The organism is Bifidobacterium dolichotidis, from assembly GCF_003951975.1.
Classification (GTDB): domain Bacteria; phylum Actinomycetota; class Actinomycetes; order Actinomycetales; family Bifidobacteriaceae; genus Bifidobacterium; species Bifidobacterium dolichotidis.
The window spans coordinates 307660-331259 of record NZ_QXGM01000002.1 but is presented as its reverse complement, the minus strand read 5'-3'; the positions used below and the strand labels follow the sequence as shown (position 1 = coordinate 331259).

Below are 23600 nucleotides of genomic sequence, written 5' to 3'. Positions count from 1 at the left end.
CCTACTGCGGACTGGCCTGGGCCCGGTGTGCGGGGAGAACCAGCTCGGCTAAGGAGAATCAATGATTCAGCAGGAAACGCGGCTTCATGTCGCCGACAACACGGGTGCGAAGGAACTGCTCGCCATCCGCGTGCTCGGCGGATCGAAGCGACGCTATGCCGGCATTGGCGACGTGATCGTCGCTTCCGTTAAGGATGCAATCCCTGGCGGGTCGGTCAAGAAGGGCGATGTGGTCAAGGCCGTCGTCGTCCGCACTGTAAAGGAACACCGTCGTGATGACGGCTCCTACATCAAGTTCGACGAGAACGCAGCTGTGATTCTCGGCTCCGGCCGTGAACCAAAGGGCACTCGTATTTTCGGACCAGTTGGCCGTGAACTGCGCGACAAGCGCTTCATGCGCATCGTGTCCCTCGCTCCGGAGGTGATCTGAGTGGTAGCAAAGATCAAGAGCGGAGATATGGTCCGCGTCATCCGTGGTAAGGACCGCGGTAAGGACGGCAAGGTTCTGCGTGTGCTCAAGGACGATCGTCTGATCGTTGAAGGCGTGCAGATCGTCAAGAAGCACGTGCGTGCTACCCAGCAGGGTCAGCAGGCAGGCATTGTGTCTGTGGAAGCTCCAATCCATCGCTCTAACGTGATGCTTTTGGATCCAGAGACCAACAAGCCTACGCGCGTTGGCGTGACCATCAAGGAAGAAGCTCGCGACGGCAAGGTCAAGACCGTGCGTGTTCGCGTGGCTAAGAAGTCCGGAAAGGAGCTGGCATGAGCGACACCACAGTCGAAGCGCCTCAGACTCCTCGCCTGAAGGCCATGTACAACGAGGTTATCGTGCCTGAACTCGAGAAGGAGTTCCACCACGACAATCCAATGATGATCCCACGCGTTGAGAAGGTCGTTGTCTCCATGGGTGTTGGCGCCGCAGCTCGCGACTCCAAGCTCATCGAAGGCGCTGTTCGCGACCTGACCGCAATCACGGGTCAGAAGCCAAAGATCACGAAGGCTAAGAAGTCTGTCGCACAGTTCCACCTGCGCGAAGGCCAGGCTATCGGTTGCTTCGTGACTCTTCGCGGCGACCGTATGTGGGAATTCCTCGATCGTCTTCTGACGCTGGCTCTGCCACGTATCCGCGATTTCCGCGGTATCAATGGCCACCAGTTCGACGGTCAGGGCAACTACAACTTCGGTCTCACGGAGCAGTCCATGTTCCACGAGATCGATCCAGATTCCATTGACCACCAGCGTGGTATGGACATCAGCGTGGTAACCAGCACCAAGAATGATGAGGAAGCTTACGCTCTGCTTAAGCACCTTGGCTTCCCGTTCAAGGAGAACTGATATGGCAAAAACATGCCTCAAGGTGAAGGCTGCCCGCAAGCCTAAGTTCAAGGTGCGCGCTTACACGCGTTGCCAGGTCTGCGGCCGTCCTCACTCCGTATACCGCAAGTTCGGCCTGTGCCGCATCTGCCTTCGTAACAAGGCACATGCTGGCGAACTGCCAGGCGTCACGAAGTCCAGTTGGTAAATTGAACCGCTGAAGGTCCGCGGTTTAGCTCGGTGCAAGTACAGAAACGAAGACACTGTACAAGCACCGAGCGGGCGGCGGAAACCACGGCGAGAAAGGGCATTAGCCCAAAATGACAATGACAGATCCAATCGCAGACATGCTTACGCGTCTGCGTAACGCGAGCGCGGCAAAGCACGAAACCGTGGACATGCCGTACTCGAAGTTCAAGAAGAACATCGCCGAGATCCTCAAGCGCGAAGGCTACATCAAGGATTACACGGCTAAGGAAGCCAAGGTTGGCCAGACTCTTGAGATCACGCTCAAGTACGGCGACCACGGTGAGCGCGCCATCCAGGGCATTAAGCGCATTTCCAAGCCAGGCCTGCGTCGCTACGCTAAGTCGGATGCTCTGCCAATGCCACTCGGTGGCCTCGGCATCGCAATCATCTCGACGAGCTCGGGATTGTTGACTCAGAAGGAATGCCTCGACCGAGGCATTGGTGGCGAGATCGTCGCCTTCGTGTGGTGAGAAAGGAGAGCTGAACTATGGCATCGCATATCGGAAAGCTCCCTGTCGCCATCCCGGCAGGCGTTGAAGTCACTATTAATGGTCAGGAATTCTCTGCTAAGGGCCCTAAGGGTTCTGACGCTTTCGAGATTCCAGAAGGCATCACGGCTCAGGTCGAGAACAACGAAGTTGTGCTCACCCCTGCAGATGATGAGCGTTCCACCCGTGCAAAGCACGGCCTGGCTCGTTCGATCGTCGCATCGATCGTCAAGGGTGTTCACGACGGTTACTCGAAGAAGCTCCAGATTGTCGGCACCGGCTACCGTGCTCAGCTGAAGGGCAAGAGCATTGAGTTCTCGCTCGGTTACTCGCACACGATTACGGTTGACCCACCAGAGGGCATCTCGTTCGAGGTTCCTGATGCAAACACCGTGATTGTTAACGGAACCGACAAGCAGGCCGTCGGCCAGGCTGCAGCTAACATCCGCAAGCTTCGTGCTCCAGAACCTTACAAGGGCAAGGGCATTAAGTACGCCGATGAGCGCATCCGCCGTAAGGCTGGAAAGGCTGGTAAGTGATCATGAGCGTTAAGATTTTTGGTAAGGGCAAGCAGATCGCAAACAAGCGTCGTCACGCCCGTATTCGCAAGAAGATCAACGGCACCGCAGAGATGCCACGCCTTGTGGTTACGCGTTCCAACCGTCATATGGTTGCTCAGATTATCGACGATACTAAGGGCATCACGCTGGTCTCCGAGTCCACGCTGATGAACGATTTCGGCGAGTTCAAGGGCACCAAGACCGAAGCCGCCCACAAGGTCGGCGAAATGATCGCTAAGAAGGCGCTTGACGCTGGCATCACCACGGTTGTGTTCGATCGTGGCGGTAACAAGTACCATGGTCGCGTTGCAGCTGTTGCTGAAGGCGCCCGCGAGGGAGGTCTTGCACTGTGAGCGACAACGAAAAGGAAACCCAAGTGGCTGAAGAAACTGAGAAGACTCAGGCAACCGCTGAGACCACGAACAACGACGAGCGTCGCAGCCGTCGCGGTCAGCGTGGTGAGGGCCGTCGTGGCCGTAACCGCGACCGTCGTGAAGAGAACCGCGACGAGATGCTCGACCGCGTTGTGACGATCAACCGTGTGTCCAAGACGCACAAGGGTGGTCGTACGTTCAGCTTCGCTGCTCTTGTTGTTGTCGGTGACGGCAACGGCACTGTCGGCGTTGGCTACGGCAAGTCCCGCGAGGTCCCTGCAGCAATCGCTAAGGGCCAGCTCGATGCTAAGAAGCACATGTTCACCGTGCCTCGTATCCGTGGCACCGTGACCCACCCAGTGACCGGTCACGATCACGCTGGCACCGTCATGCTGCGTCCTGCAGCTCCAGGTACCGGTGTTATCGCTGGTGGCGCTGTGCGTGCAGTCATGGAGTGCGCTGGTATTACCGACGTCCTGACCAAGTCCATGGGCTCGGCAACGGCTGTTAACGTCGTGCGCGCTACGGTTGACGCTCTCAAGCAGCTCGAAGATCCTGAGGAGATCGCTGCACGTCGTGGCATGAGCGTTCAGGAGGTCACTCCAGACGCAATGCTCCGTGCTCGCGCTAAGGGCATCGCTGAGGCTGCTAAGGCTCGTGAAGAAGCTGCCGCTAAGGCCGCTGCTAAGGATGGTGAGTGAGAATGGCAAAGCTCAAGATCACGCTCGTCCACGGTGTTTGCGGTGCTACCCCAAAGCAGCGTGCAACCGTGCAGACGCTTGCTCTTCGCAAGATCGGTCAGAGCACGATTCGTGAAGACAACTCGCAGACTCGCGGCCTGATTCAGGTCGTGCGTCACCTGGTCAATGTTGAGGAGGCAGACTGATTATGGCTACTGAAGAAGAGACCACAATCCTGCAGATGCATGACCTCAAGCCAGCTCCAGGTGCTAACAAGTCGCGTACGCGCGTTGGCCGTGGTGAAGGCTCCAAGGGTAAGACCTCGGGTCGTGGCGATAAGGGTACGAAGAAGCGTTACCAAGTTCGTCCAGGCTTCGAAGGTGGCCAGCTGCCTCTGTACATGCGCCTGCCAAAGCTCCGTGGCTTCAAGAGCCCATTCAAGACGGTCTACCAGGTCGTTAACATCGCTAAGCTCGCTGAGCTCTTCCCAGAGGGCGGCGAGATCACGGTGGCTGACCTCGTGGCTAAGGGTGCTGTCCGCGCAAACCAGCCTGTGAAGGTGCTGGGCGAGGGCGAGACGACGGTTGCTTTCAAGCTCTCGGGCGTGAAGGTCTCCGCATCGGCTAAGGCTAAGATTGAGGCTGCAGGCGGCTCCATCGCTGAGTGAAGCGAGTGAAGCAGAGTTTTAAAGACTCATCTACAACACATCTCAAATATCAGTCATTTCGATCTCTGATTATTTGAGTGCAATATATTGAAGACCCGTACAGGAACTTTTTTCGAGTTCTGTACGGGTCTTTTGCATACGTGCAGGAAATTCGAAAGATTTCCACCAGATTTCTACAAAATGAAATGCGATTTTTACGCATATTATGTGTTTTTTGTTCATATCTAGGGGGATCCCCGAAATGTGACTAGTCAACGTAGAGTCTGTGGGTTAGACTCGACCAACAGAGTGTGATTTTCATTGCACCGGCACACACATCATTGGAGGGAACCTAAGGTGAGGACGTTAATCCAGGCCTTTCGCACCAAGGAGTTGAGGAACAAGATCCTCTTCGTCTTGGCGATTATTGTTATCTATCGAATTGGCTCGTTCATCCCAACTCCGGGCGTCGACGAGACCGTTGTTCACGATTGTGTTGCAAACACAACGAATAATTCCGAAAACTTTATTGGACTCGTCAACCTGTTCTCAGGTGGCGCAATGTTGCAGCTTTCGATCTTTGCACTGGGCGTTATGCCTTACATCACCGCATCGATCGTCGTCCAGCTGCTGCGTGTGGTGATCCCACGCTTCGAAGCTTTGCACAAGGAAGGCCAGTCTGGTGAGGCTAAGCTGACGCAGTACACGCGTTACCTGACCATCGGTCTTGCTGTGCTGCAGTCCACAACGATTATTGTGACTGCACGTTCTGGCGCACTGTTCAACTACCAGTGCTCGCAGGTTATCCCAGACGGCTCCGTCTGGAACCTCGTTGTTATGATCCTCGTCATGACCGGTGGCACCGGCCTGATCATGTGGATGGCTGAGCTTATTACCGATAAGGGTATTGGCCAGGGTATGTCCATCTTGATCTTCCTGTCGATCTGCTCCGGCTTCCTGCCACAGCTGTGGGAAATCGGTTGGGGTACGAACGGCACCGACGGCGACTGGTTCAAGTTCGGTGTGGTTACGGGTGTTCTGCTCGTCATCATGATCTTCGTGGTCTACGTTGAGCTTTCTCAGCGCCGTATCCCAGTGCAGTACACGCGCCGCATGATTGGCCGCAAGATGTACGGTGGCTCGTCGACCTACCTGCCACTCAAGGTCAACATGTCTGGTGTTATCCCACCAATCTTCGCATCGTCGATTCTTGCAATCCCAACGCTGATTGCTCAGTTCGGTGATTCGCAGCAGGCTTGGGTTCAGTGGATTAACAAGAACCTCGCTAACACCACGAGCGTCTGGTACATCGTGCTCTACGCTCTGATGATCGTGTTCTTCTGCTTCTTCTACACGGAGATCACGTTCAACCCAGACGAGACTGCAGACAACATGAAGCAGTACGGTGGCTTCATCCCAGGCATCCGCGCTGGTAACTCCACCGCTCGTTATCTCAAGTACGTCATCAACCGACTCAACACTGTGGGTGCTGTCTACCTGCTGTTCGTCGCGTTGATCCCGACTGTGTTGATCATGGCGTTGAACCTCAACACCCGTCTTCCATTCGGTGGTACGACGATCCTGATTATCGCAGGCGTCGGCTTGGATACGCTGCGTCAGGCTAAGGCCCAGACCGAGCAGTATCAGTACGCTGGCTTCCTGTTCGAGAACACGGATCATAAGGAAGGCAAGGCAATCGCCTAAGTTTTCCTAAAATTTGTGCCGGTTATAACCAGCTGGAGTGCATCACGTGCTCCAGCTGGTTTTTATTTCTTTTACTTCTGCCAACCTCACACAGCAGCTCAACCCCCAACTCCCTCCCACACATAACCCAACTCCTGCACATAAGACAGCTGCTCTAACTCCCACACATAAAGCAGTTGTTTAACTCACGCACATAAAGCAGTTGCGATAATCGCAAATAAGCCAGTCCTTCTCCCACACATAAGACAATTGCCCCAACTCCCGCACATAAGACAGTTGCATCAACTCCCGCACATAAGACAGTTATCCGTCCCACATATAACTCAGTTGCGATAACCACAGTTAAGACAGTTACTTCTTCTGCACATAAAGAGATTGCGATAGTCCACACATAAGTGAGTTAGGTTCACCCGCACATAAGGGGATTGCGGTAACCCACACAGAAGAGAGTTAGGCCCGCCCACACATAAGACAGTTAGATCTATCCCGCACATAAGCGAATTACAGGTGCAAGCCACTAATCAACTAATTGGCTTATGTGTGGGATGAGTTGTGTGTGCTAGGGAAGTGGCTTATATGCGGGGAAGTGGGCGCATTGAGATTTTGATGTTCATAAATGGTGGGGAATTGGCCGCTCAGACAGCACGGAGGGGCATAGGTACGGGTAAGTTCGTATGTGTTGAATCGTGAGAAATCAGCATAGAAAAATGCGGAAAGGACACAGAACATGCGTCTGTTAATCATGGGACCTCAGGGCGTCGGCAAGGGCACGCAGGCTGCACTGCTGAGCGAGCACTACGAAATCCCAGCAATTTCGACGGGCGATATCTTCCGTTACAACATCAAGAACCAGACTGAGCTCGGCAAGGAAGCTCTGTCTTACACCGATAAGGGTGAGCTCGTTCCTGATGAGCTGACGAACAAGATCGTGAAGGATCGTCTGGCAATGGACGATGCTCAGAACGGCTGGATCCTCGACGGCTACCCACGTAACGCAGCTCAGGTTGCAGCTCTTGATGAGATGCTCAAGCAGCTCGGTGTGAAGCTCGACGCTGTTGTGGCTCTCGAAGCTGACCGCGACGTGCTCATGAAGCGCATGGCTAAGCGCGCTGAGGAGCAGGGTCGTTCGGACGATACGCCAGAGGCAATTGCTAAGCGTCTCGAAACGTACGAGAAGGAAACGGCTCCACTGCTCGACATCTATCGTGAGCGTGGTCTGCTTCGTTCGTTCAATGGCGTTGGCGAGATCGACGAGATCTCCAAGACGATCATTAGCAAGCTCGACGAGCAGTGAGTGAGTTCGAGAAAACTATCTCGACGCTTATTGAAATTCACTGAGAAAAAACGGTGATCGGCTGAGCAATCGCTACAGCAGGGAATACCTCAGAAAGTAACGAAATACTCAGCGAGTAATTCATAAATTGAGTCTGTATTAGATCTGATTTCCGCAAGATATCAGCGTTAATTAGGTCTAGTCAGGCTCATTTTTGCAAGTAAAAAATAGATAGTATAGCGGCGCACTCATTGCGACACGCCGCTTACTATCTAAATCAATGTTTTCGTGTATTCTTGCAATTCGGTGTGTCTTCGGATACACGCAGTAATCGACCAATGAAACGGAATCGAGACTTATGGCAAAAGACGGTGTGATTGAAGTCGAAGGACGTGTCGTTGAGGCATTGCCAAACGCAATGTTCCGCGTCGAGCTAGAGAACAAGCACATCGTTCTCGCCACTATCTCCGGCAAGATGAGGAAGAATTACATCCGCATCCTGCCTCAGGATCGCGTGGTACTCGAAATGAGCCCATACGATTTGAACCGCGGTCGTATTACGTACCGTTACAAGTAAAGGTACAACAGCAAAGGAAAACCATGAAGGTCAGCCCAAGCGTGAAGAGGATCTGCGAGAACTGCCGCGTGATCCGTCGTCACGGCCGTGTCATGGTGATCTGCACCAACCCACGCCATAAGCAGCGTCAGGGCTGAGCAGGCCTCCACGGCAACTCAAAAATTCAGGCACTAAGCCACAGACGTTAATTTCGATTAACGGCTGAACCCCGGGAACGCAGGCCCGGGCCGGGAAACCGGAGGGCTCGGTGCAAGACCTGCGTACAGCAGAAGGAATCGCAATGGCACGTCTTGCCGGAGTCGACATCCCAAATGATAAGCGCATTGAGATTGCACTTACCTACATCTTTGGTGTGGGACGCACTCGTGCGAAGGAAACCCTTGCCGCTACGGGTATCAACCCAGATATCCGCGTCAAGGATTTGACCGACGAGCAGCTCATCACGCTGCGTGATTACCTCGAGTCTAACTACAAGATCGAGGGCGATCTGCGCCGCGAAATTGATGCTGATATTCGTCGCAAGATTCAGATCAATTGCTACCAGGGCCAGCGTCATCGCAGGGGCCTCCCAGTGCGTGGCCAGCGCACGAAGACGAACGCACGTACCCGCAAGGGTCCAAAGCGCACCGTCGCAGGTAAGAAGAAGGCCACCAAGTAAACGGTGACGAGCTGAGACCACGAGGACTATGAACAGTCTTCATCGTCGAAGCATTCCATATAACCAACTATTCGTTATTTAGGAAACGAGGGTTCATGGCAGCTCAGAAACAAGCTGCGCGCAAGCCACGTCGCCGCGATCGTAAGTCGATCCCGGTTGGTCAAGCGCACATCAAGTCTACGTTCAACAACACTATTATTTCGATCACCGACCCATCCGGCGCAGTTGTGTCCTGGGCATCCGGTGGCGATGTCGGCTTCAAGGGCTCCCGCAAGTCCACGCCATACGCTGCTGGCATGGCAGCTGAATCCGCAGCCCGCAAGGCTATGGAGCACGGCGTCAAGAAGGTCGACGTCTTCGTGAAGGGTCCAGGTTCGGGCCGCGAAACGGCAATTCGTTCGCTGCAGTCTGCTGGTCTTGAGGTCGGTTCGATTACCGATGTCACGCCACAGGCATTCAACGGTGTGCGTCCGCCAAAGCGTCGCCGCGTCTGAGCACTTATCCAATAACCATCCGTACAAAGCACTTGAGTCCGGTGCTCGCCTAAGAGCATCGGTCCACAGCTGAAAGGATAACCATAGTGCTTATCGCACAGCGTCCGACACTTACCGAGGAATCTATTACCCCACAGCGCTCCCGCTTCGTCATCGAACCGCTCGAGCCTGGTTTCGGCTACACGCTTGGAAACTCGCTTCGCCGTACCCTGCTCAGCTCGATTCCGGGTGCTGCAGTGACTTCGGTGCGTATCTCCGGCGCCCTGCATGAGTTCACGACTCTGCCAGGTGTTGAAGAGGACGTCACTGAGATTCTGCTCAACATCAAGGGCATCGTGCTCACGAGCGAATACGACGAGCCTGTGGTCATGTATCTGCGCAAGAGCGGCAAGGGTGAGGCTACCGCCGGTGACATCACGCCACCAGCTGGCATCACGATTGCTAACCCTGATATGCACATTGCTACGCTCGCTGAAGACGGCGAACTCGAGATCGAGTTCACTGTTGAACGCGGCCGTGGTTACGTGCCTGCACAGATGAATAAGCAGGATACCGATGAGATCGGCCGTATCCCGGTTGATTCCATCTATTCGCCAGTACTCAAGGTGAGCTACAAGGTCGAGGCTACGCGTGTGGAACAGCGCACGGACTTCGACAAGCTCATCCTGGATGTTGAGACCAAGCCAGCCATCTCGCCACGCGATGCTGTTGCATCCGCTGGTTCTACGCTTGTAGAGCTCTTCGGCCTGTGCCGCGAACTCAACGTGCAAGCAGAGGGTGTGGAAGTTGGACCTGCTCCAGTCGTCGAAGAGGTCAACCCTGAACTTCAGGTGCCAATCGAGGATCTGAACCTTACGCAGCGCAGCTACAACTGCCTGAAGCGTGAGGGCATCCACACGGTCGGCGAGCTGATCTCCCACAACGAGCAGGACTTGCTCGACATCCGTAACTTTGGCATGAAGTCGATCGATGAGGTCAAGGAGAAGCTCCAGTCCCTGGGTCTGTCTCTGAAGGCTTCGCCGCTGGGCTTCGATACCACGAATCTTGAGGGCGGTACTTTCTTCTCGCCTGAAGATGAGTGATTAGCCACACTAATTAGTTACGTTGGCAAGCATTTGGATGTTCGGGCGAATGCCCACCTAAATGCTTGCCGGCATTTCAAGGAGAAACCATGCCTACACCTAAGAAGGGCCCACGTCTGGCTTCTAGCCCAGCACATGAGCGCCTGATGCTCGCCAACATGGCAACGAGCCTGTTCAAGAACGGCCGCATCACGACCACGCTGCCAAAGGCAAAGCGTCTGCGTCCAGTGGCTGAGCGCCTGATCACGTTCGCAAAGCGTGGCGATCTGCACTCGCGTCGTCGCGTTATGCGCGTCATCCGCGACAAGCACGTCGTGCACATGCTGTTCACCGAGATCGCTGAGCAGATGAAGCAGCGTGAAGGCGGCTACACCCGTATCGTCAAGATTGCTCCACGCACTGGCGATGCTGCTGCAGCTGCAATCATTGAGCTCGTCAAGGAGCCAGTGAGCGCTAAGAAGGCTGTTGTCAAGGAAGCTGAAGCTGCAACGAAGGTTGCTGCTGAGGAAGAAGCTCCTGCAAAGGAAGCTGCATCCGACGCTGAGTGACATCAAGCTCAAAGACGTTGAGTCGTAACAGACTAAGGTCTTAAGTCGAAAGCCCTCCCCACTAGATTTCTAGCGGTGGAGGGCTTTTTGCATATCTTGATGCATATTCTGTACGGCAGGTGGTGCGTCTTTGACTGTACGACGTGGCTGATTTTGCTTGCTAACTTATTTGCTTGCTTACTAACTCACTTACTTATTTATTTATTTCTTTGCCTGTGTACTGGTTCATTCTGACGCTTTGTTCAATGAAAAGCCCTAAGACACCAGAACCAGCCATCTTGTAGGGGCACTTGTACACTGGAACCTATGCACAACCCTGACTCTACGAATCCCATGAATACTGAGAACTTTGCAGCTACTCGTGCTGAGCAATCAGATTCAGTGGAGAATATCTCTGCTACGAAGGCCGAAATCTCGCAACCAGCATCAGACGCAGAGCATGTGCAGCAGTCGCCTCTGATCAGGCTGCGTATTGATCTGGCGTATAACGGTATGAACTTCAACGGTTGGGCAGTGCAGCCGAAGCTACGTACGGTACAGGGTGAGATTGAGAAGGTTTTACGTCGCATTCTGCATGATCGTACGGCTCAGGAACAGCCAACGATTCGTCTGACTGTGGCTGGTCGTACCGATGCTGGTGTGCATGCATCGCATCAGGTATGCCATCTTGATGTCACTCAAGCCATGCTTGATGGCTGCGTGGGCCATATGCATGTAGACGCAGTCAAAGCGCTTGAGCTGCGTTTGTCACGCATGGTACCGAACGATATTGCTATTCACCGTGTTTCTATTGCTCCTGAGGGCTTTGATGCACGATTCTCGGCATTGGAACGCACTTATGTGTACCGTATTGCTGATGCTCAGAGCACGTACGATCCAAGGCAATTGAGTTATGTGTGGCATATTGACGATGAGCTTGATATTGACGCTATGAATAAGGCTGCAGCCCTAACCATTGGCCTGCATGATTTCGGATCCTTCGCAACGCCAAATCCTGGTGGTACAACAATTCGTGAAGTCAAAACCGCATATTGGCGTCGTGTGCCAATGCGTCCACTTATCGATGATCCAATGGGGGAGCAGTACCGTACGCCTGCTATTGAGTCAGGTTTGCTGTGCTTTACGATTGTGGCTGATGCATTTGCCCGCAATATGGTGCGTTCTCTGGTCAATGGTTGCGTCCAGGTCGGCCGCGGCAAGCGAAGCGTGGATTGGTTTGCTCAGAAGATGCAAGTGCCACTGCGTGAAGGATCCACGGGCCCAATCGCTCCAGAAGGTCTTACGCTTGAGCACGTGGCATATCCGCCAAACGATCAGCTTGCCTCACGAGCTGAGGCTATTCGTGCAGTGCGTACGCTGGATTAGTAGTTGAATCAAGAATTCTTCTCAAATGCACACCCGACTGCGGCAGCAATTGTGAAAGAGTGTGTTAGAGGCAGTGTGAGCCGCTCAGAACTAGTGAAATAACGCCGTTCTTTAAAACGGCTGCACACTCTTTCACAAATACATGTTGCGTTGGGTGTACAAAAAACGGCTTTACAGGCAATTTTGTAGCGTTGCGAGTCAGAATTACTCGAGTCACGCTTAATGTAACTGTATTTACGATGCATACAAGCCGTCCGGGCTCGGACTTCTAGGTATTTGTAGGTATTTCTAGGTACTTCGTACTATCTCGTACTATTTCGCACGTATTCGTAGCTTTACGCGCTCCGTTGTACTCTTACGTACACTTATGAGTTTCTGAATATCTCTTGAGTATGAAAACCCACTCTATGGGGGTATATATGTTTGTCTTCTCGGGGGGTATTGAGTGCAATACACAAAGGGGTAATTATGTATTGCATATTATGTGCAATGAACAGCTGAATTCATGCACATTCATCCACATGTACCCTTGTGAACATGTGTATAGCTCTACAAAACTTTATTCACATGTGTATGGAATTAAACGGGGGTATCCACAAATTCTGTGAATAACGCCTCAATATCACTTGTTTTCGCAACAAAAACTTGGTAATTAACAAAAATTGTGGATTCCACTGAGCATAGGTATCAACAATTCTTGTGCATAGTTCATGTGCAAATATCCACAACAACAGTGCGCAACATTATCAACTACGCAAATGAAAATAAGGGGATACCAGTAAGAAAACAAACACTTTTTATTTAGCATGCAACGTCAAGAGCAGTCGCAGCTAGTGAACCCCAACCAGTCCTAACAACAGAAAACCCGCAGCCTTTACAAGCTGCGGGATCCCTTTCAGGCGGATGAGGCGAGATTCGAACTCGCGGAGGGGGTTGCCCTCACACGCTTTCGAGGCGTGCTCCTTAGACCGCTCGGACACTCATCCTTCGTTGCATCAAGCAACTTGTTTATTATGTCTCAAATATTTTGAATGTCAACTTCCGCGAGTCGCGCGCAATATAGCCGTTTTCAAATACCTCGATTATGCAGTGCTTACTCTATACCGCTTACGTGCGTGAGGTGCAGCTCCTGTGCAGTTCTTTACGAAGCTTCTGCACATCCCTTACTCAGTTCCTACGTAGCCCTCGCACAGTCATCGAGTCGTCCTCTCACTGCTTATCAAGCGTTCTTAAACAGCGCCCAATCCGTACCAGGGTAGCCAAGTGAGAATGCCGTTACTGCATGCGTTGCAAACAGCAGTGCTAGCTTGCACAGCTCATCATTACGATCCTGTGCTTGTTGCTCGGTCTGTGCATCACTCTCACCAGACTGCGTTGCAGCCGTATGCTGCGTAATAGTCTTCTGTACAGCGGCTACCTCATCTCGAGCACAGTTCATCTCAAGTACTGCGACCGTATTGGCACGCAGCCCAGTTGCAGGATCCACTATCGAATCAGGGTGTGCTTCAAGTTCATGAACGCTATACACTTTGCGGCGCAGATCCTGCGTATTGCCAGCCAATTGCATGAGTTCGCTGGCGGCCTGCTTATGATCATCGCTTAGTGCATTCAACCTATTGCTACCGTTTGCACCGTTGATTTGCTGAGCCACAGCACGCTTACCTGCTAAAACCTCAGTCGCAAATCCAGCACGATCTTCAGCCAGTGCCAGCTTGGCCAACGTTTGCCCTGGCAACACATTCTTTTTCAGATCATCAAGACGTGTAACGGTTAGCGCTGTGTAGTTTCGTCCGTGACGTTGAGCGCTCGACTGTGCAAGGAACTGCATTTGTGCGCTCCGTAGTGTGCCCTCTTCAAATCGGGTAGGGCATTGGATTGCGACGTCAATCCAGTCATGTTCAGCTTGATCAGCGGCAACGAAACGTGCAAATTCTGGCGTTGCTACGGTGTCATTCGCAAGGTTCGTTCGCCACGTCGCCAGTTCAATGGCTCTGGAGCAGGCATTGGTGTGCATACTCGCGTCCGTCCGCCCTTCTACCTGCGGTACTGAGCAAGCTGCACTGGCCAACGTTAAACACACTGCCAAGGTGAGTTGAGCAAGTCGTTTCGCGGTCATTCTCACTTTGAGAAGTGTGTTGCGTGGTGTCTGCATGAATAATTACACTATTACGCGTCTGTGACCTGACACAGCTTCGCTCTAACTCCACGAATCTATTGAAGAAAAACGGGGAAGTGTGTGGCTGAAGCGAGGACAGGACACCCCTAGAAGACGCTAATAATTGAACGCATAACTGAACATGACACAGGAGGACGGGATGCAACTCAATCTCGTTGGAATCCATCAGCTCGCTAAAGAACAAGGTATTGACGCCGAAACTGTAGACGAAGCATTGGCAGAGGCCCTTCGTCTGGCATACCTGAAGACTCCGAAGGCCGCAAAGCACGTGCGCGTCGAACTCGACGACCGCGCCGGCACACTTACTATCTGGGCTCGCGATGAAATTCGCGTTGAGCCAACCGAAGAGGACCCACACGGTCACATTGAACTCGGTGAAGAATACGACGATACTCCACGCGACTTCGGCCGTCTGGCTGCAGCAACCGCTCGCCAGGTCATTACGCAGCTGTTCCGTCACGCAGAAGATGACCGTATTTTCGGTGCATTCTCCGGCCAGAGGGGCAAGCTCATCACGGGCATCATTCAGCAGGACGCTAAGGATGCTTCGAACGTGCACGTGGCTGTTGGTGATGTTGAGGCTCTGCTGCCACGTCGTGAGCAGGTTCCAGGCGAGCGTTACCGCCACGGTGAGCGCATCCGCGTGTACGTGGTGAACGTCAACCGCGGTGTGCACGGCCCAGAAATCGTCGTGTCCCGTTCCCACCCAGAACTCGTGCGCAAGCTGTTCGAGCGTGAAGTTCCAGAACTTGTTTCGGGTGCTGTGTCGATTATGGCCATCGCTCGTGAGGCTGGCGCTCGTACGAAGATTGCAGTGCGCGCCAACACTGATGGTGTCAACCCTAAGGGCGCTCTGATCGGCCCTGGCGGCTCCCGCGTTCGCGCCGTTATGGAGAACCTCGGCAACGAGAAGATCGATATTGTCGATTGGTCCGCTGATCCAGCAAAGTTCATCGCTTCGGCACTGTCCCCAGCTAACGCTGAGGGTGTTCAGGTCATTAGCGAGAAGAACAACACTGCAGTCGCTTACATTCACGATGACCAGCTGTCGCTTGCAATCGGCAAGGAAGGCCAGAACGCACGTCTTGCTGCAAAGCTGACCGGCTGGAAGATCGGTATCGAGTCTGTGGAAGCACACGAAGCTGCACTGAAGGCTGAGGCTGAAAGCAAGGCTGAAGACAAGGCTGAAGCACCAGCTCAGGAAGACTGATTCCTTAGGACTTCCAAAAGCCTTCGGCATTAGCCGACGACAGCTCTCGACATCCACCGTCATGAGTATGCTTGGCGTGGAACCCGTGACAGGGGCTAAACCCCTGAAACGGTAGTCGAAAAGAGGTATTCCTACCATGGTTGCACGATGAGACGAAGCAAGCTCGCCGTGAGAAAATAGCAGCCGCGAAAACATGTACGCGGCTTGAGATAGGAGAAATTGAGTGCCAAAAGCACGCGTATATGAACTCGCCAAGGAACTTGGCGTAAGCAGCAAGGCGGTCCTTGAGAAGCTCAAGGATATGGGTGAATTCGTCAAGTCTGCATCGTCCACCGTGGAAGCACCTGTGGTGCGCCGCCTGAAGGCTGCGTTCCCACAGGACGGTGCTGCCGCAGAAGCAGCTAAGCCAGCTGCAAAGCCTGCTGCTAAGAAGCACAACAGCGCAAACACCGCAGCCAAGCCAGGTGCAGCACATCATGCTGCAAAGCCAGCCCCTGCCAAGCCAGCAGCAAAGCCTGCAGCTAAGCCATCGGCTGCTAAGCCAGCTCCAGCTAAGCCTGCCGCTAAGCCAGCAGCAACGGCTAAGCCGGCTCCTGCTAAGCCAGCTGCAAAGCCTGCAGCACCAACGCCAGCTGCTCCAACGCCAGCAGCTGCACATGCATCGGCTGCACATGCTGCTGCCGCACGTAATTCTTCACGTTCTGCAAAGCCAGGCTCCCGCCGCTCTGCAGCTCCAACGCCAGGCCCACGTCCAGGTCGCAATGGCGGTCGTAACGGTCAGAACTCGAACGGTCAGGGTGGCAATGGTCACGGCCGTCAGCAGGGTTCAGGCCCACGTCCACATGCACCACGTCCTGGTAACAATCCATTCAGCCGTAAGCAGGGCATGCATACGCCTACGCCAGGCGATATTCCACGTCCACATCCAATGGCTCGCCCAACGGTGAACAACAGCCGTGGTGGTCGTCCAGGTCAGGGCGGCGGCCGTGGTGGCTTCCGTGGTGGTCGTCCAGGTCAGGGCGGCGGCGCAAGGCCAGGCCAGTGGGGACGTAACCGTCCAGGTCAAGGCGCAAATGCGGGCGGCTCTCGTTCCGGCGGTAGCAGGTTCGGTGGCGGCCAGGGTGGCTTCAACCACGGTCCAAGCAACGGTCCATCGCGCGGCGGTCGCGGTCGCGGTGGCGCTGCAGGTGCATTCGGTCGTCAGGGCGGCAAGTCCTCGAAGGCTCGTAAGAACAGGCTCGCTAAGAAGCATGAGTACGAAGAGATTAAAGCACCAGTCATTGGCGGTGTGCGCATTCCTACTGGCAATGGCCAGACTGTGCGCCTGCGTCAGGGTGCTTCGCTCGCTGATTTGGCAGAGAAGATCAATGTCAACCCAGCAGCTCTCGTGACCGTGCTGTTCCACTTGGGCGAGATGGCTACGGCTACGCAGTCGCTCGACGAAGCAACGTTCCAGATCCTCGGTGAGGAAATCGGCTGGAACATCAAGATCGTTTCCGCAGAAGAGGAAGATAAGGAGCTGCTGCAGCAGTTCGACATCAACCTTGAAGAGGAAGAGCTTCAGGAAGATGAGGATCTTAAGCCTCGTCCACCAGTCGTTACCGTTATGGGCCACGTTGACCACGGTAAGACCCGCCTGCTCGACACGATTCGTAAGTCGAACGTCGTGTCTCGCGAGGCTGGCGGCATTACGCAGCGCATCGGTGCATACCAGGTGTCTGTGGAGCTCGACGGTGAAACGCGTCGTATCACGTTCCTCGATACGCCAGGCCACGAAGCCTTCACGGCTATGCGTGCTCGTGGTGCCGAGCTGACCGACGTCGCAATCCTCGTCGTTGCAGCAGATGATGGTGTTATGCCTCAGACTGTTGAAGCTATTAACCACGCTCAGTCGGCTAACGTGCCAATCGTTGTGGCTGTTAACAAGATCGATGTGGCTGGCGCTAACCCAGAGAAGGTGCGCGGTCAGCTCACTGAGTTCGGTCTGGTGCCAGAAGAGTACGGCGGCAACACGATGTTCGTCGATATCTCTGCAAAGCAGGGCACGAACGTTGACAAGCTGCTTGAGGCTGTGCTGCTGACTGCAGACGCTGAGCTTGATCTGCGTGCAAACCCAGATATGGATGCTCGTGGTGCAACGGTCGAAGCTCGCCTTGATAAGGGCCGCGGTGCTGTGGCTACCGTGCTCGTGCAGCAGGGCACGCTGCACATCGGTGACTCGATTGTGGCTGGTACTTCGTACGGCCGCGTCCGTGCAATGCTCGACGAATATGGTCAGAACATGGAAGCCGCTGGTCCATCGACGCCTGTTCAGGTGCTTGGCCTGACGAGCGTTCCAACGGCAGGTGACCTGTTCCTCGTCGCTCCAGATGATCGTACGGCTCGCCAGATTGCTGAAAAGCGTCAGGCAACCGAGCGTGCTGCTCAGCTCGCAAAGCGTCGCAAGATTGTGTCGCTCGAGAGCCTGAAGGAACAGTTCGCTAAGTCCGAGATCGACATGCTCAACATCGTCATCAAGGGTGATTCTTCTGGTTCGGTTGAGGCCCTTGAAGATTCGTTGATGAAGATCGAAGTCTCCGACGAAGTCGGCATTCAGGTTATTCACCGCGGCGTCGGCGCAATTACGCAGAACGATGTCAACCTTGCAACTGTTGACAAGGCTGTTATCATCGGCTTCAACGTGCGTCCAAACCGCCAGGTGGCTGACCTTGCTGAGCGCGAGGGCGTTGAGATCAAGTACTACTCGGTTATCTACAAGGCTATTGAAGATATCGAAGCATCGCTTAAGGGCATGCTCAAGCCTGAGTACGAAGAGGTCACGACGTCTCACTCCGAGATTCGCGAGATCTTCCGTTCGTCCAAGTTCGGCAACATCGCTGGTGTTATGGTTCAGGACGGCGAGGTCAAGCGCGGTACGAAGGCTCGTATTCTGCGCAACGGTGTGGCTACGGTCAACGACCTCGAGATCTCCTCGCTGCGCCGCTTCAAGGACGACGTCCAGTCCGTCCGCGAAGGCTACGAGGCAGGTATCAACCTCGGCACGTTCAACGACATCGAGATCGGCGATATCATCGAAACGTTCGAAATGCGTGAAATCGAGCGCAAGTAATTGTTGCGTTCTATTCGCTAGCAGCCGTCCGTCCACTTTCGGCGGGCGGCTGCCTGCATGTCTGGCGCAAGTAGCGTTAGGCTTGTTTATAGGCTTTGTAATTTATTTATTTCTGCAACAGCGAGAACTATTGCAGAACGAAACGTAAAGGGGCTCCAATGCAGGGAACCAATCCAAGGGCTGCACGAATCGCAGCACTGATTCAGCGCGTTATTGCTTCGAATATGGAGTCGACGTTGCACGATAAGCGCCTCGCTAACGTGACGATTACCGATGTGACGGTTACGAACGATTTGCAGCTCGCCAAGGTGTATTGGACGACGCTTGGTCCTGAAGGTCACGAAGAAGGCGCTCGTAAGCGCGCTCAGGAAGCACTGAACCAGGCAAAGGGTCGTCTGCGTTCGCTCGTTGGCCGCAAGGCTGGTCTGCGCTTGACGCCACAGCTGCAGTTCATCTTCGATAAGGTGCCAGGCGAGGCACACGAGATCGACGATATTCTGATGGTCGCTCGTAAGCGCGATGAAGAGCTCGCACGTATGCGTGCAAACGCACAGTACGCAGGCGAAGCCGATCCATACCGTCGTGACGATGACGATGATGACGACGAGCCAATGGACGACGTCGTCGTCGAAGTCGAAGAGTGACCTCCCGCCATATGCCATCTATGGAACAAACCCCACATAACGCCGCTGCGTCAACTCCCGCACGTAATGCAGTTGCATCATCTTCCGCACGTAAGGCCGATGCGTCAACTCCCGCACTTAATGCAGTTGCATCAACTTCCGTACGTAAGGCTGTTACATCTTCTTCCGCGCGTAAGGCAGATGTTCAAACTCCCGCACGTAAGGCAGATGCCTTAAGTGTGGCTGCGCTGCCTGCTGCAGGTGTTGTCGTTGTTGATAAGCCACAGGGCGTAACAAGCCACGATATTGTGGCGATGATGCGCCATGCGTTGCATACGAAGAAGGTTGGCCATGCAGGCACACTTGATCCAATGGCAACGGGTGTACTGGTTATTGGCTATGGCGACTGCACGAAGTTGCTCAACGTTATTGTGGAGCACAGTAAAACGTATGCGGCCACAATTCGCTTTGGCCAGGCCACGACGACTGATGATGCAGAAGGCGAGGTCACTTCATCAGTTGCTTCAGCTGATGAACTGCCAACGCTTGATGCAGTACGACAGTGCATTGCTGATCATTTCGTAGGCGATATTGAGCAAGTACCGAATACTTATTCGGCTATTAAGGTGCATGGTCGTCGTGCTTACGATTTAGCACGAGAAGGCAAAGAGGTACATCTCGAAGCTCGCCCGATTACGATTCGTGCATTTGACGTGCTTGCGTCACGTGAAACACAGTCTGCTGATGGTACTCCAGTACTTGATGTTGATGTGCAGGTGACGTGTTCTGCTGGAACGTATATTCGAGCGCTTGCTCGTGATCTTGGTGAAGCGTTGCATTGTGGCGCACATCTAGTAATGCTGCGCCGTTTGGCAGTAGGTGAGTACACGCTCGATGACACTGCCCACGTTGTGCATGCTTATACCGAGGTGCACGAATTCACGAATCGTGAAGGTCAGACGATGAGCCGTCAGCGTGCTCGTGTGGATGCTGCTGATGAGCAGCGTTTGCCTGAACTCGTTATTCCTATGGCCCAGGCCGTACGTCAAGCGTTACCAGTGCTTGACATTACTGAAGAACAAGCAACGCAGTTGCGTCATGGCCAGTGGCTCGATCAGCCACTGAACGTGCCTCTTGCTGCAGCTATTACTGCTGGAAATGATGTGGTCGCGCTCGTCGAACCAGCACGTGGTAAACATACGAAGCCACAAACTGTTTTTGCAGCAATTCAGTAATAAACAATAGAGCAACGCACAATAAACCCCACTCACTTGAGGAGCCCCAACTCATGAAAACGTATCGTTTGAATCCTGCAGCTAACGGAAGTGTTGATTGGCCGTTGCTGGACCGTGAACGCAAGAGTGTTGTGACGATTGGTGCGTTCGACGGACTGCACCGTGGCCACCAAGCTGTTCTTGAACGCGTGCTGGAGACCGCACATAAGTTCGATCTGTTCTCGGTCGTCATTATGTTCGAGCCAAGGCCAGGCTTTGCTCACGCCTATGCCAAACAGCACGACGGTGCAGACGTACCAGCAGATGTGCACGATGCAGACATGCTGATGAGCGTAGATCGTAGGCTCGAGCTGCTTGACGAGATGGGTATTGACGTGGCCATTGTGGTGCATTACACGATGGCTTTCGCACAGCAGACGTATCTGTCGTTCCTCGGCAATCTCGTTGGCAAGCTTGGTATGCGTACGCTGGTACTCGGTAAGGATGCAGCGCTGGGTGCTGAGCGTAAGGGCACTATCGAACGAATCAATATGGTCGCTGAAGGCACGGGTACGTTCGAACTCGACGTTGTTGATGATTGTGGTCCTGGCACGACGCGTGTGCCAATGAAGCTTGAGGGACTTGCGGCTGATGTGCTCGCAGGTAAGAGTGAACCAAGTGATCCTCGTGCCACCATGACTAAGGCCGAGTTCCGTGCTTGGAGTAAGAAGCGTCAGGCCAAGCTGGTGCGCGAGTGGAGCTCCACGAATATCCGATTCCTGCTCAATAGCGGCTGCATTGCAGAAGCAAATGAGCTGCTGGGACGCATGCACAGCGTGCAGGGTGAAGTTGTGCATGGTGAGCAGCGCGGTCGTACGCTTGGATTCCCAACGGCCAATGTGGACGATATTGAGGGTTATATGCCTGCTGATGGTGTGTATGCCGGTTGGCTTGTGGACTTGGGTGAAGCTGCCGATACCGCAGAAGCTGCCGATACCGCGGAAACCGCAGAAACCGAATCTGCTGAAGAGCTTCGTCGCTGGCCTGCAGCTATTTCGATTGGCACCAAGCCAACATACAGCGAGGAAACTGGCCTGCATGAGCGCGTTCTTGAGGCTTACGCAGTAACCGATGATTGGCTGGAACTGTATGGTCACCGCGTACGTGTGGAATTCGCTCAGTTCTTGAGGCCTCAGGTGAAGTTTGACTCTTCTGAGCAGCTCAAGGCCGCATTGCAGCATAACGTTGAACAAACGCTTGCTATTTGCACGCAGAACGGCACTGAGTGATTGCATAGCTGAGTGAATGGCTGCTCAGTGAATCGGTAGCTCAGCACACAACTGTCGAATAAATAGGTAGCAGAGCACATAATTGCTGCGTGAATAAGAGTGAGACATACAAACTCCTTAGTCCGAGAACAAGAAGGACTAAGGAGTTTTTTGATGCGTGCTTGCTGGTTCGAGGACAGACTAGAAAACCGCTGAAAACATTAGAAAACGTTTAACATTACAACGTTTTATAAGCGGATTATTTACTTCTATTTAGAAGAGTAAATGTACGTTTTAGTCTTAAAATACGGACAGCATCTGGTGTTTTCGTGAAGGTCTCTTTATAGTCTTTACTGAGCCTACACAAAAGGCATCACACACAACTCAATATTGAACGTTAAGTATGGAAAATGAATACCGGGGCGCTACAAGCTGGGTGCAGCTTAATATTCATTATTAAATAATTAACGTTTGAGCTGTGTAATAATCGAACATTTATTGTCGATATTGAAACACAACTATATGCATTAATGCTGGTCTTTATATGAACAGTTGAATGATGTCGTATATATGGTGCGACGTCAACAGCTAGTCCATGTTTTTCCAGAGAGATGCAGAAGAAGAAGGAAATTTAAAAATGATCGCTAAGTTCTCTAAGTTCAAGAAGGGCCTTGCTCTGACTGTGAGCGCACTGCTCGCAACTACCGCTTTTGCTACGGGAAGCGCCAATGCAAATTCTTCAGCAGCAGACAACCAAGCACAGCAAACTTCTGAAAATGCTAAGTCCACGACAGGCCCACTGGGCGTCATTAAGTCATCTGGCGTGTGGGGTAAAGATTCGAACCCTACTGTAAATGATGAAGATAGGTGCTCGTGGAAGCTTGATCGAGTCACAGGTCAGATGGTTCTTGCACCAGATCATGAGTGCATTCTGACACCAAGCGATGGCTTGTTCCTCGATCAGAACGATACTCAGAGGGCAACGCGTCATGCTATCCGATCGATGCGTGTGGAACACACGGTGCACGTTGGATACTCAAAGCAGCTGTCGGGTATGTTCCGCGATGCTTCGAACTTCAAGAATTTGACTGGTATGGATAAGTTCGATTTCTCGAAGGTCACTTCACAGGTTACAGAAATCGATCTTTCGGAAATGTTTGCAGGTACGAATTATCAGTTTGCTGATTTCGAGAATCTGAATGTGGGCGATAGGACGCTCAACATTAGCGGAATGTTTAGCAATTCTTCGTCTCGTAACATCGATATTACGAATATGCCATTCGACAAGGTAACGAAGGCAACGGGCCTGTTCCAGGACATGGAATATCTGAAGAAGGCAGAGATTCCACCACTTCAGGCAAACAAGCTCACTGATATGGCCTTTATGTTTGCTGGCGACGTTGAGATGAACAGTGTTGACTGGCGTATGAAGACGCCAAATGCCAAGACAATGGAATCGATGTTCGATGGCTGCAAGGAACTTGACCACCTGAATCTGTCGAAGATGAAGGCTGAAAACATTGCTGTGACGAAGCGAGCATTTGCTGACTGCTCGAAGCTGCAGGTCGTTGATCTGGGCGATATGACGCTGTCTGGTATTGATACCGGCGTAAAGGGAAGTACAGTTGCAGATAATATGTTCCTGAATTCGCCTGTGCGTGAGCTGAACCTGACGACTAGCGCTGTTAAGAGCCTGAATCAGGCTACATTCTATAGCACGGAAGCAGCTCCTGATTTCCCAGCAACGACGAGGACCATGTGGCGTGCCTATAACCCAGTGACGAGCAAGTATATGACTCTGCTGTGGTGGACGTGGAGCAACTTCACTACAGAGGATCCTCATGAAGAGATCACTCTGGAGCTTGCCGATAACGTGGATCTCGAGACCACCGCACAGTAAATAAATCGTAATGCGGTGCAATGTGCGCATAAATACTTATAGCGTTTAAATCACACGGGGAGTAATGGGGTTATGTACGAGCAATCGT

General features: G+C 53.2%; 26 protein-coding genes and 1 tRNA gene. 25 read left to right on the top strand and 2 right to left on the bottom strand.

All coding sequences use genetic code 11. The features are described from left to right. The first annotated feature begins 61 nt into the window (after positions 1–61). The 19 genes from rplN (at position 62) to truA (ending at position 12012) form a co-directional block, all read left to right on the top strand. A complete protein-coding gene (rplN, locus tag D2E26_RS05255) occupies positions 62–430 on the top strand; it encodes a 50S ribosomal protein L14 (protein WP_125963641.1) in 369 nt (122 codons plus the stop codon). Then, positions 431–766 carry a 50S ribosomal protein L24 gene (gene rplX / locus D2E26_RS05250; RefSeq protein WP_125963639.1) on the top strand — a complete coding sequence of 112 codons (336 nt, stop codon included), beginning with the start codon at positions 431–433 and terminating at the stop codon, positions 764–766. After that, positions 763–1335, top strand: coding sequence for a 50S ribosomal protein L5 (gene rplE, locus D2E26_RS05245; RefSeq protein WP_125963638.1), 573 nt, complete (start codon positions 763–765; stop codon positions 1333–1335). The genes rplX and rplE overlap by 4 nt, the downstream gene beginning before the upstream one ends. Before the next feature lies 1 nt (position 1336). Next, on the top strand, positions 1337–1522 hold the full coding sequence (locus tag D2E26_RS05240; RefSeq protein WP_006295264.1) for a type Z 30S ribosomal protein S14: 186 nt from the start codon (positions 1337–1339) through the stop codon (positions 1520–1522). A gap of 112 nt (positions 1523–1634) precedes the next feature. Next, on the top strand, positions 1635–2033 hold the full coding sequence (rpsH, locus tag D2E26_RS05235) for a 30S ribosomal protein S8 (RefSeq protein WP_125963637.1): 399 nt from the start codon (positions 1635–1637) through the stop codon (positions 2031–2033). A 17-nt stretch (positions 2034–2050) separates the two neighbouring features. Then, positions 2051–2590: a 50S ribosomal protein L6 gene (rplF, locus tag D2E26_RS05230; protein ID WP_125963636.1), complete on the top strand. Its 540-nt coding sequence runs from the start codon at positions 2051–2053 to the stop codon at positions 2588–2590. 2 nt (positions 2591–2592) lie between these two features. Continuing rightward, positions 2593–2964: a 50S ribosomal protein L18 gene (gene rplR / locus D2E26_RS05225; protein ID WP_125963635.1), complete on the top strand. Its 372-nt coding sequence runs from the start codon at positions 2593–2595 to the stop codon at positions 2962–2964. Next, the gene (gene rpsE, locus D2E26_RS05220) at positions 2961–3686 is read left to right on the top strand and encodes a 30S ribosomal protein S5 (protein ID WP_125963634.1); all 726 of its coding nucleotides are present in this window, start codon (positions 2961–2963) and stop codon (positions 3684–3686) included. Before rplR ends, rpsE begins: the two co-directional genes overlap by 4 nt. Before the next feature lie 2 nt (positions 3687–3688). Next, positions 3689–3871, top strand: coding sequence for a 50S ribosomal protein L30 (rpmD, locus tag D2E26_RS05215; RefSeq protein WP_125963633.1), 183 nt, complete (start codon positions 3689–3691; stop codon positions 3869–3871). Positions 3872–3873: 2 nt separating this feature from the next. After that, complete coding sequence (rplO, locus tag D2E26_RS05210; protein ID WP_125963632.1) at positions 3874–4332, top strand: 50S ribosomal protein L15; 459 nt, start codon at positions 3874–3876, stop codon at positions 4330–4332. Positions 4333–4668: 336 nt separating this feature from the next. Next, on the top strand, positions 4669–6015 hold the full coding sequence (gene secY, locus D2E26_RS05205; protein ID WP_125963631.1) for a preprotein translocase subunit SecY: 1347 nt from the start codon (positions 4669–4671) through the stop codon (positions 6013–6015). Positions 6016–6742: 727 nt separating this feature from the next. Beyond that, complete coding sequence (locus D2E26_RS05200) at positions 6743–7309, top strand: adenylate kinase (RefSeq protein ID WP_125963630.1); 567 nt, start codon at positions 6743–6745, stop codon at positions 7307–7309. A 337-nt stretch (positions 7310–7646) separates the two neighbouring features. Beyond that, positions 7647–7865, top strand: coding sequence for a translation initiation factor IF-1 (gene infA, locus D2E26_RS05195; RefSeq protein WP_004268611.1), 219 nt, complete (start codon positions 7647–7649; stop codon positions 7863–7865). Positions 7866–7888: 23 nt separating this feature from the next. Further along, positions 7889–8002 carry a 50S ribosomal protein L36 gene (rpmJ, locus tag D2E26_RS05190; RefSeq protein WP_003814578.1) on the top strand — a complete coding sequence of 38 codons (114 nt, stop codon included), beginning with the start codon at positions 7889–7891 and terminating at the stop codon, positions 8000–8002. Positions 8003–8145: 143 nt separating this feature from the next. After that, positions 8146–8523, top strand: a complete 378-nt coding sequence (gene rpsM, locus D2E26_RS05185) for a 30S ribosomal protein S13 (RefSeq protein ID WP_125963629.1) — start codon at positions 8146–8148, stop codon at positions 8521–8523. A gap of 95 nt (positions 8524–8618) precedes the next feature. Continuing rightward, positions 8619–9017, top strand: coding sequence for a 30S ribosomal protein S11 (rpsK, locus tag D2E26_RS05180; protein WP_125963628.1), 399 nt, complete (start codon positions 8619–8621; stop codon positions 9015–9017). Positions 9018–9103: 86 nt separating this feature from the next. Then, positions 9104–10099, top strand: a complete 996-nt coding sequence (locus tag D2E26_RS05175; RefSeq protein ID WP_125963627.1) for a DNA-directed RNA polymerase subunit alpha — start codon at positions 9104–9106, stop codon at positions 10097–10099. An 89-nt stretch (positions 10100–10188) separates the two neighbouring features. Then, the gene (gene rplQ / locus D2E26_RS05170; RefSeq protein ID WP_125963626.1) at positions 10189–10647 is read left to right on the top strand and encodes a 50S ribosomal protein L17; all 459 of its coding nucleotides are present in this window, start codon (positions 10189–10191) and stop codon (positions 10645–10647) included. A 456-nt stretch (positions 10648–11103) separates the two neighbouring features. Then, a complete protein-coding gene (truA, locus tag D2E26_RS05165) occupies positions 11104–12012 on the top strand; it encodes a tRNA pseudouridine(38-40) synthase TruA (protein ID WP_206432086.1) in 909 nt (302 codons plus the stop codon). 900 nt (positions 12013–12912) lie between these two features. On the opposite strand, the gene D2E26_RS05160 is transcribed toward truA, so the two are convergent. After that, positions 12913–12998 (bottom strand) — tRNA-Ser (locus tag D2E26_RS05160). A gap of 233 nt (positions 12999–13231) precedes the next feature. Further along, positions 13232–14026, bottom strand: a complete 795-nt coding sequence (locus D2E26_RS05155) for a hypothetical protein (RefSeq protein ID WP_125963625.1) — start codon at positions 14024–14026, stop codon at positions 13232–13234. Between the two features lie 301 nt (positions 14027–14327). On the opposite strand from D2E26_RS05155, the gene nusA reads away from it, so the two are divergent. The 6 genes from nusA (at position 14328) to D2E26_RS05125 (ending at position 23512) form a co-directional block, all read left to right on the top strand. After that, positions 14328–15398, top strand: a complete 1071-nt coding sequence (nusA, locus tag D2E26_RS05150; protein WP_125963624.1) for a transcription termination factor NusA — start codon at positions 14328–14330, stop codon at positions 15396–15398. Between the two features lie 223 nt (positions 15399–15621). Then, a complete protein-coding gene (infB, locus tag D2E26_RS05145; RefSeq protein ID WP_125963623.1) occupies positions 15622–18507 on the top strand; it encodes a translation initiation factor IF-2 in 2886 nt (961 codons plus the stop codon). 158 nt (positions 18508–18665) lie between these two features. Next, on the top strand, positions 18666–19151 hold the full coding sequence (rbfA, locus tag D2E26_RS05140) for a 30S ribosome-binding factor RbfA (RefSeq protein ID WP_125963622.1): 486 nt from the start codon (positions 18666–18668) through the stop codon (positions 19149–19151). 20 nt (positions 19152–19171) lie between these two features. Further along, positions 19172–20365: a tRNA pseudouridine(55) synthase TruB gene (gene truB / locus D2E26_RS05135; protein ID WP_125963922.1), complete on the top strand. Its 1194-nt coding sequence runs from the start codon at positions 19172–19174 to the stop codon at positions 20363–20365. 53 nt (positions 20366–20418) lie between these two features. Further along, a complete protein-coding gene (ribF, locus tag D2E26_RS05130) occupies positions 20419–21633 on the top strand; it encodes a bifunctional riboflavin kinase/FMN adenylyltransferase (protein ID WP_125963621.1) in 1215 nt (404 codons plus the stop codon). Positions 21634–22207: 574 nt separating this feature from the next. Next, entirely contained in the window at positions 22208–23512 is a 1305-nt protein-coding gene (locus tag D2E26_RS05125; RefSeq protein WP_125963620.1) for a BspA family leucine-rich repeat surface protein, read from the top strand. The last annotated feature ends 88 nt before the right edge of the window (positions 23513–23600 follow it).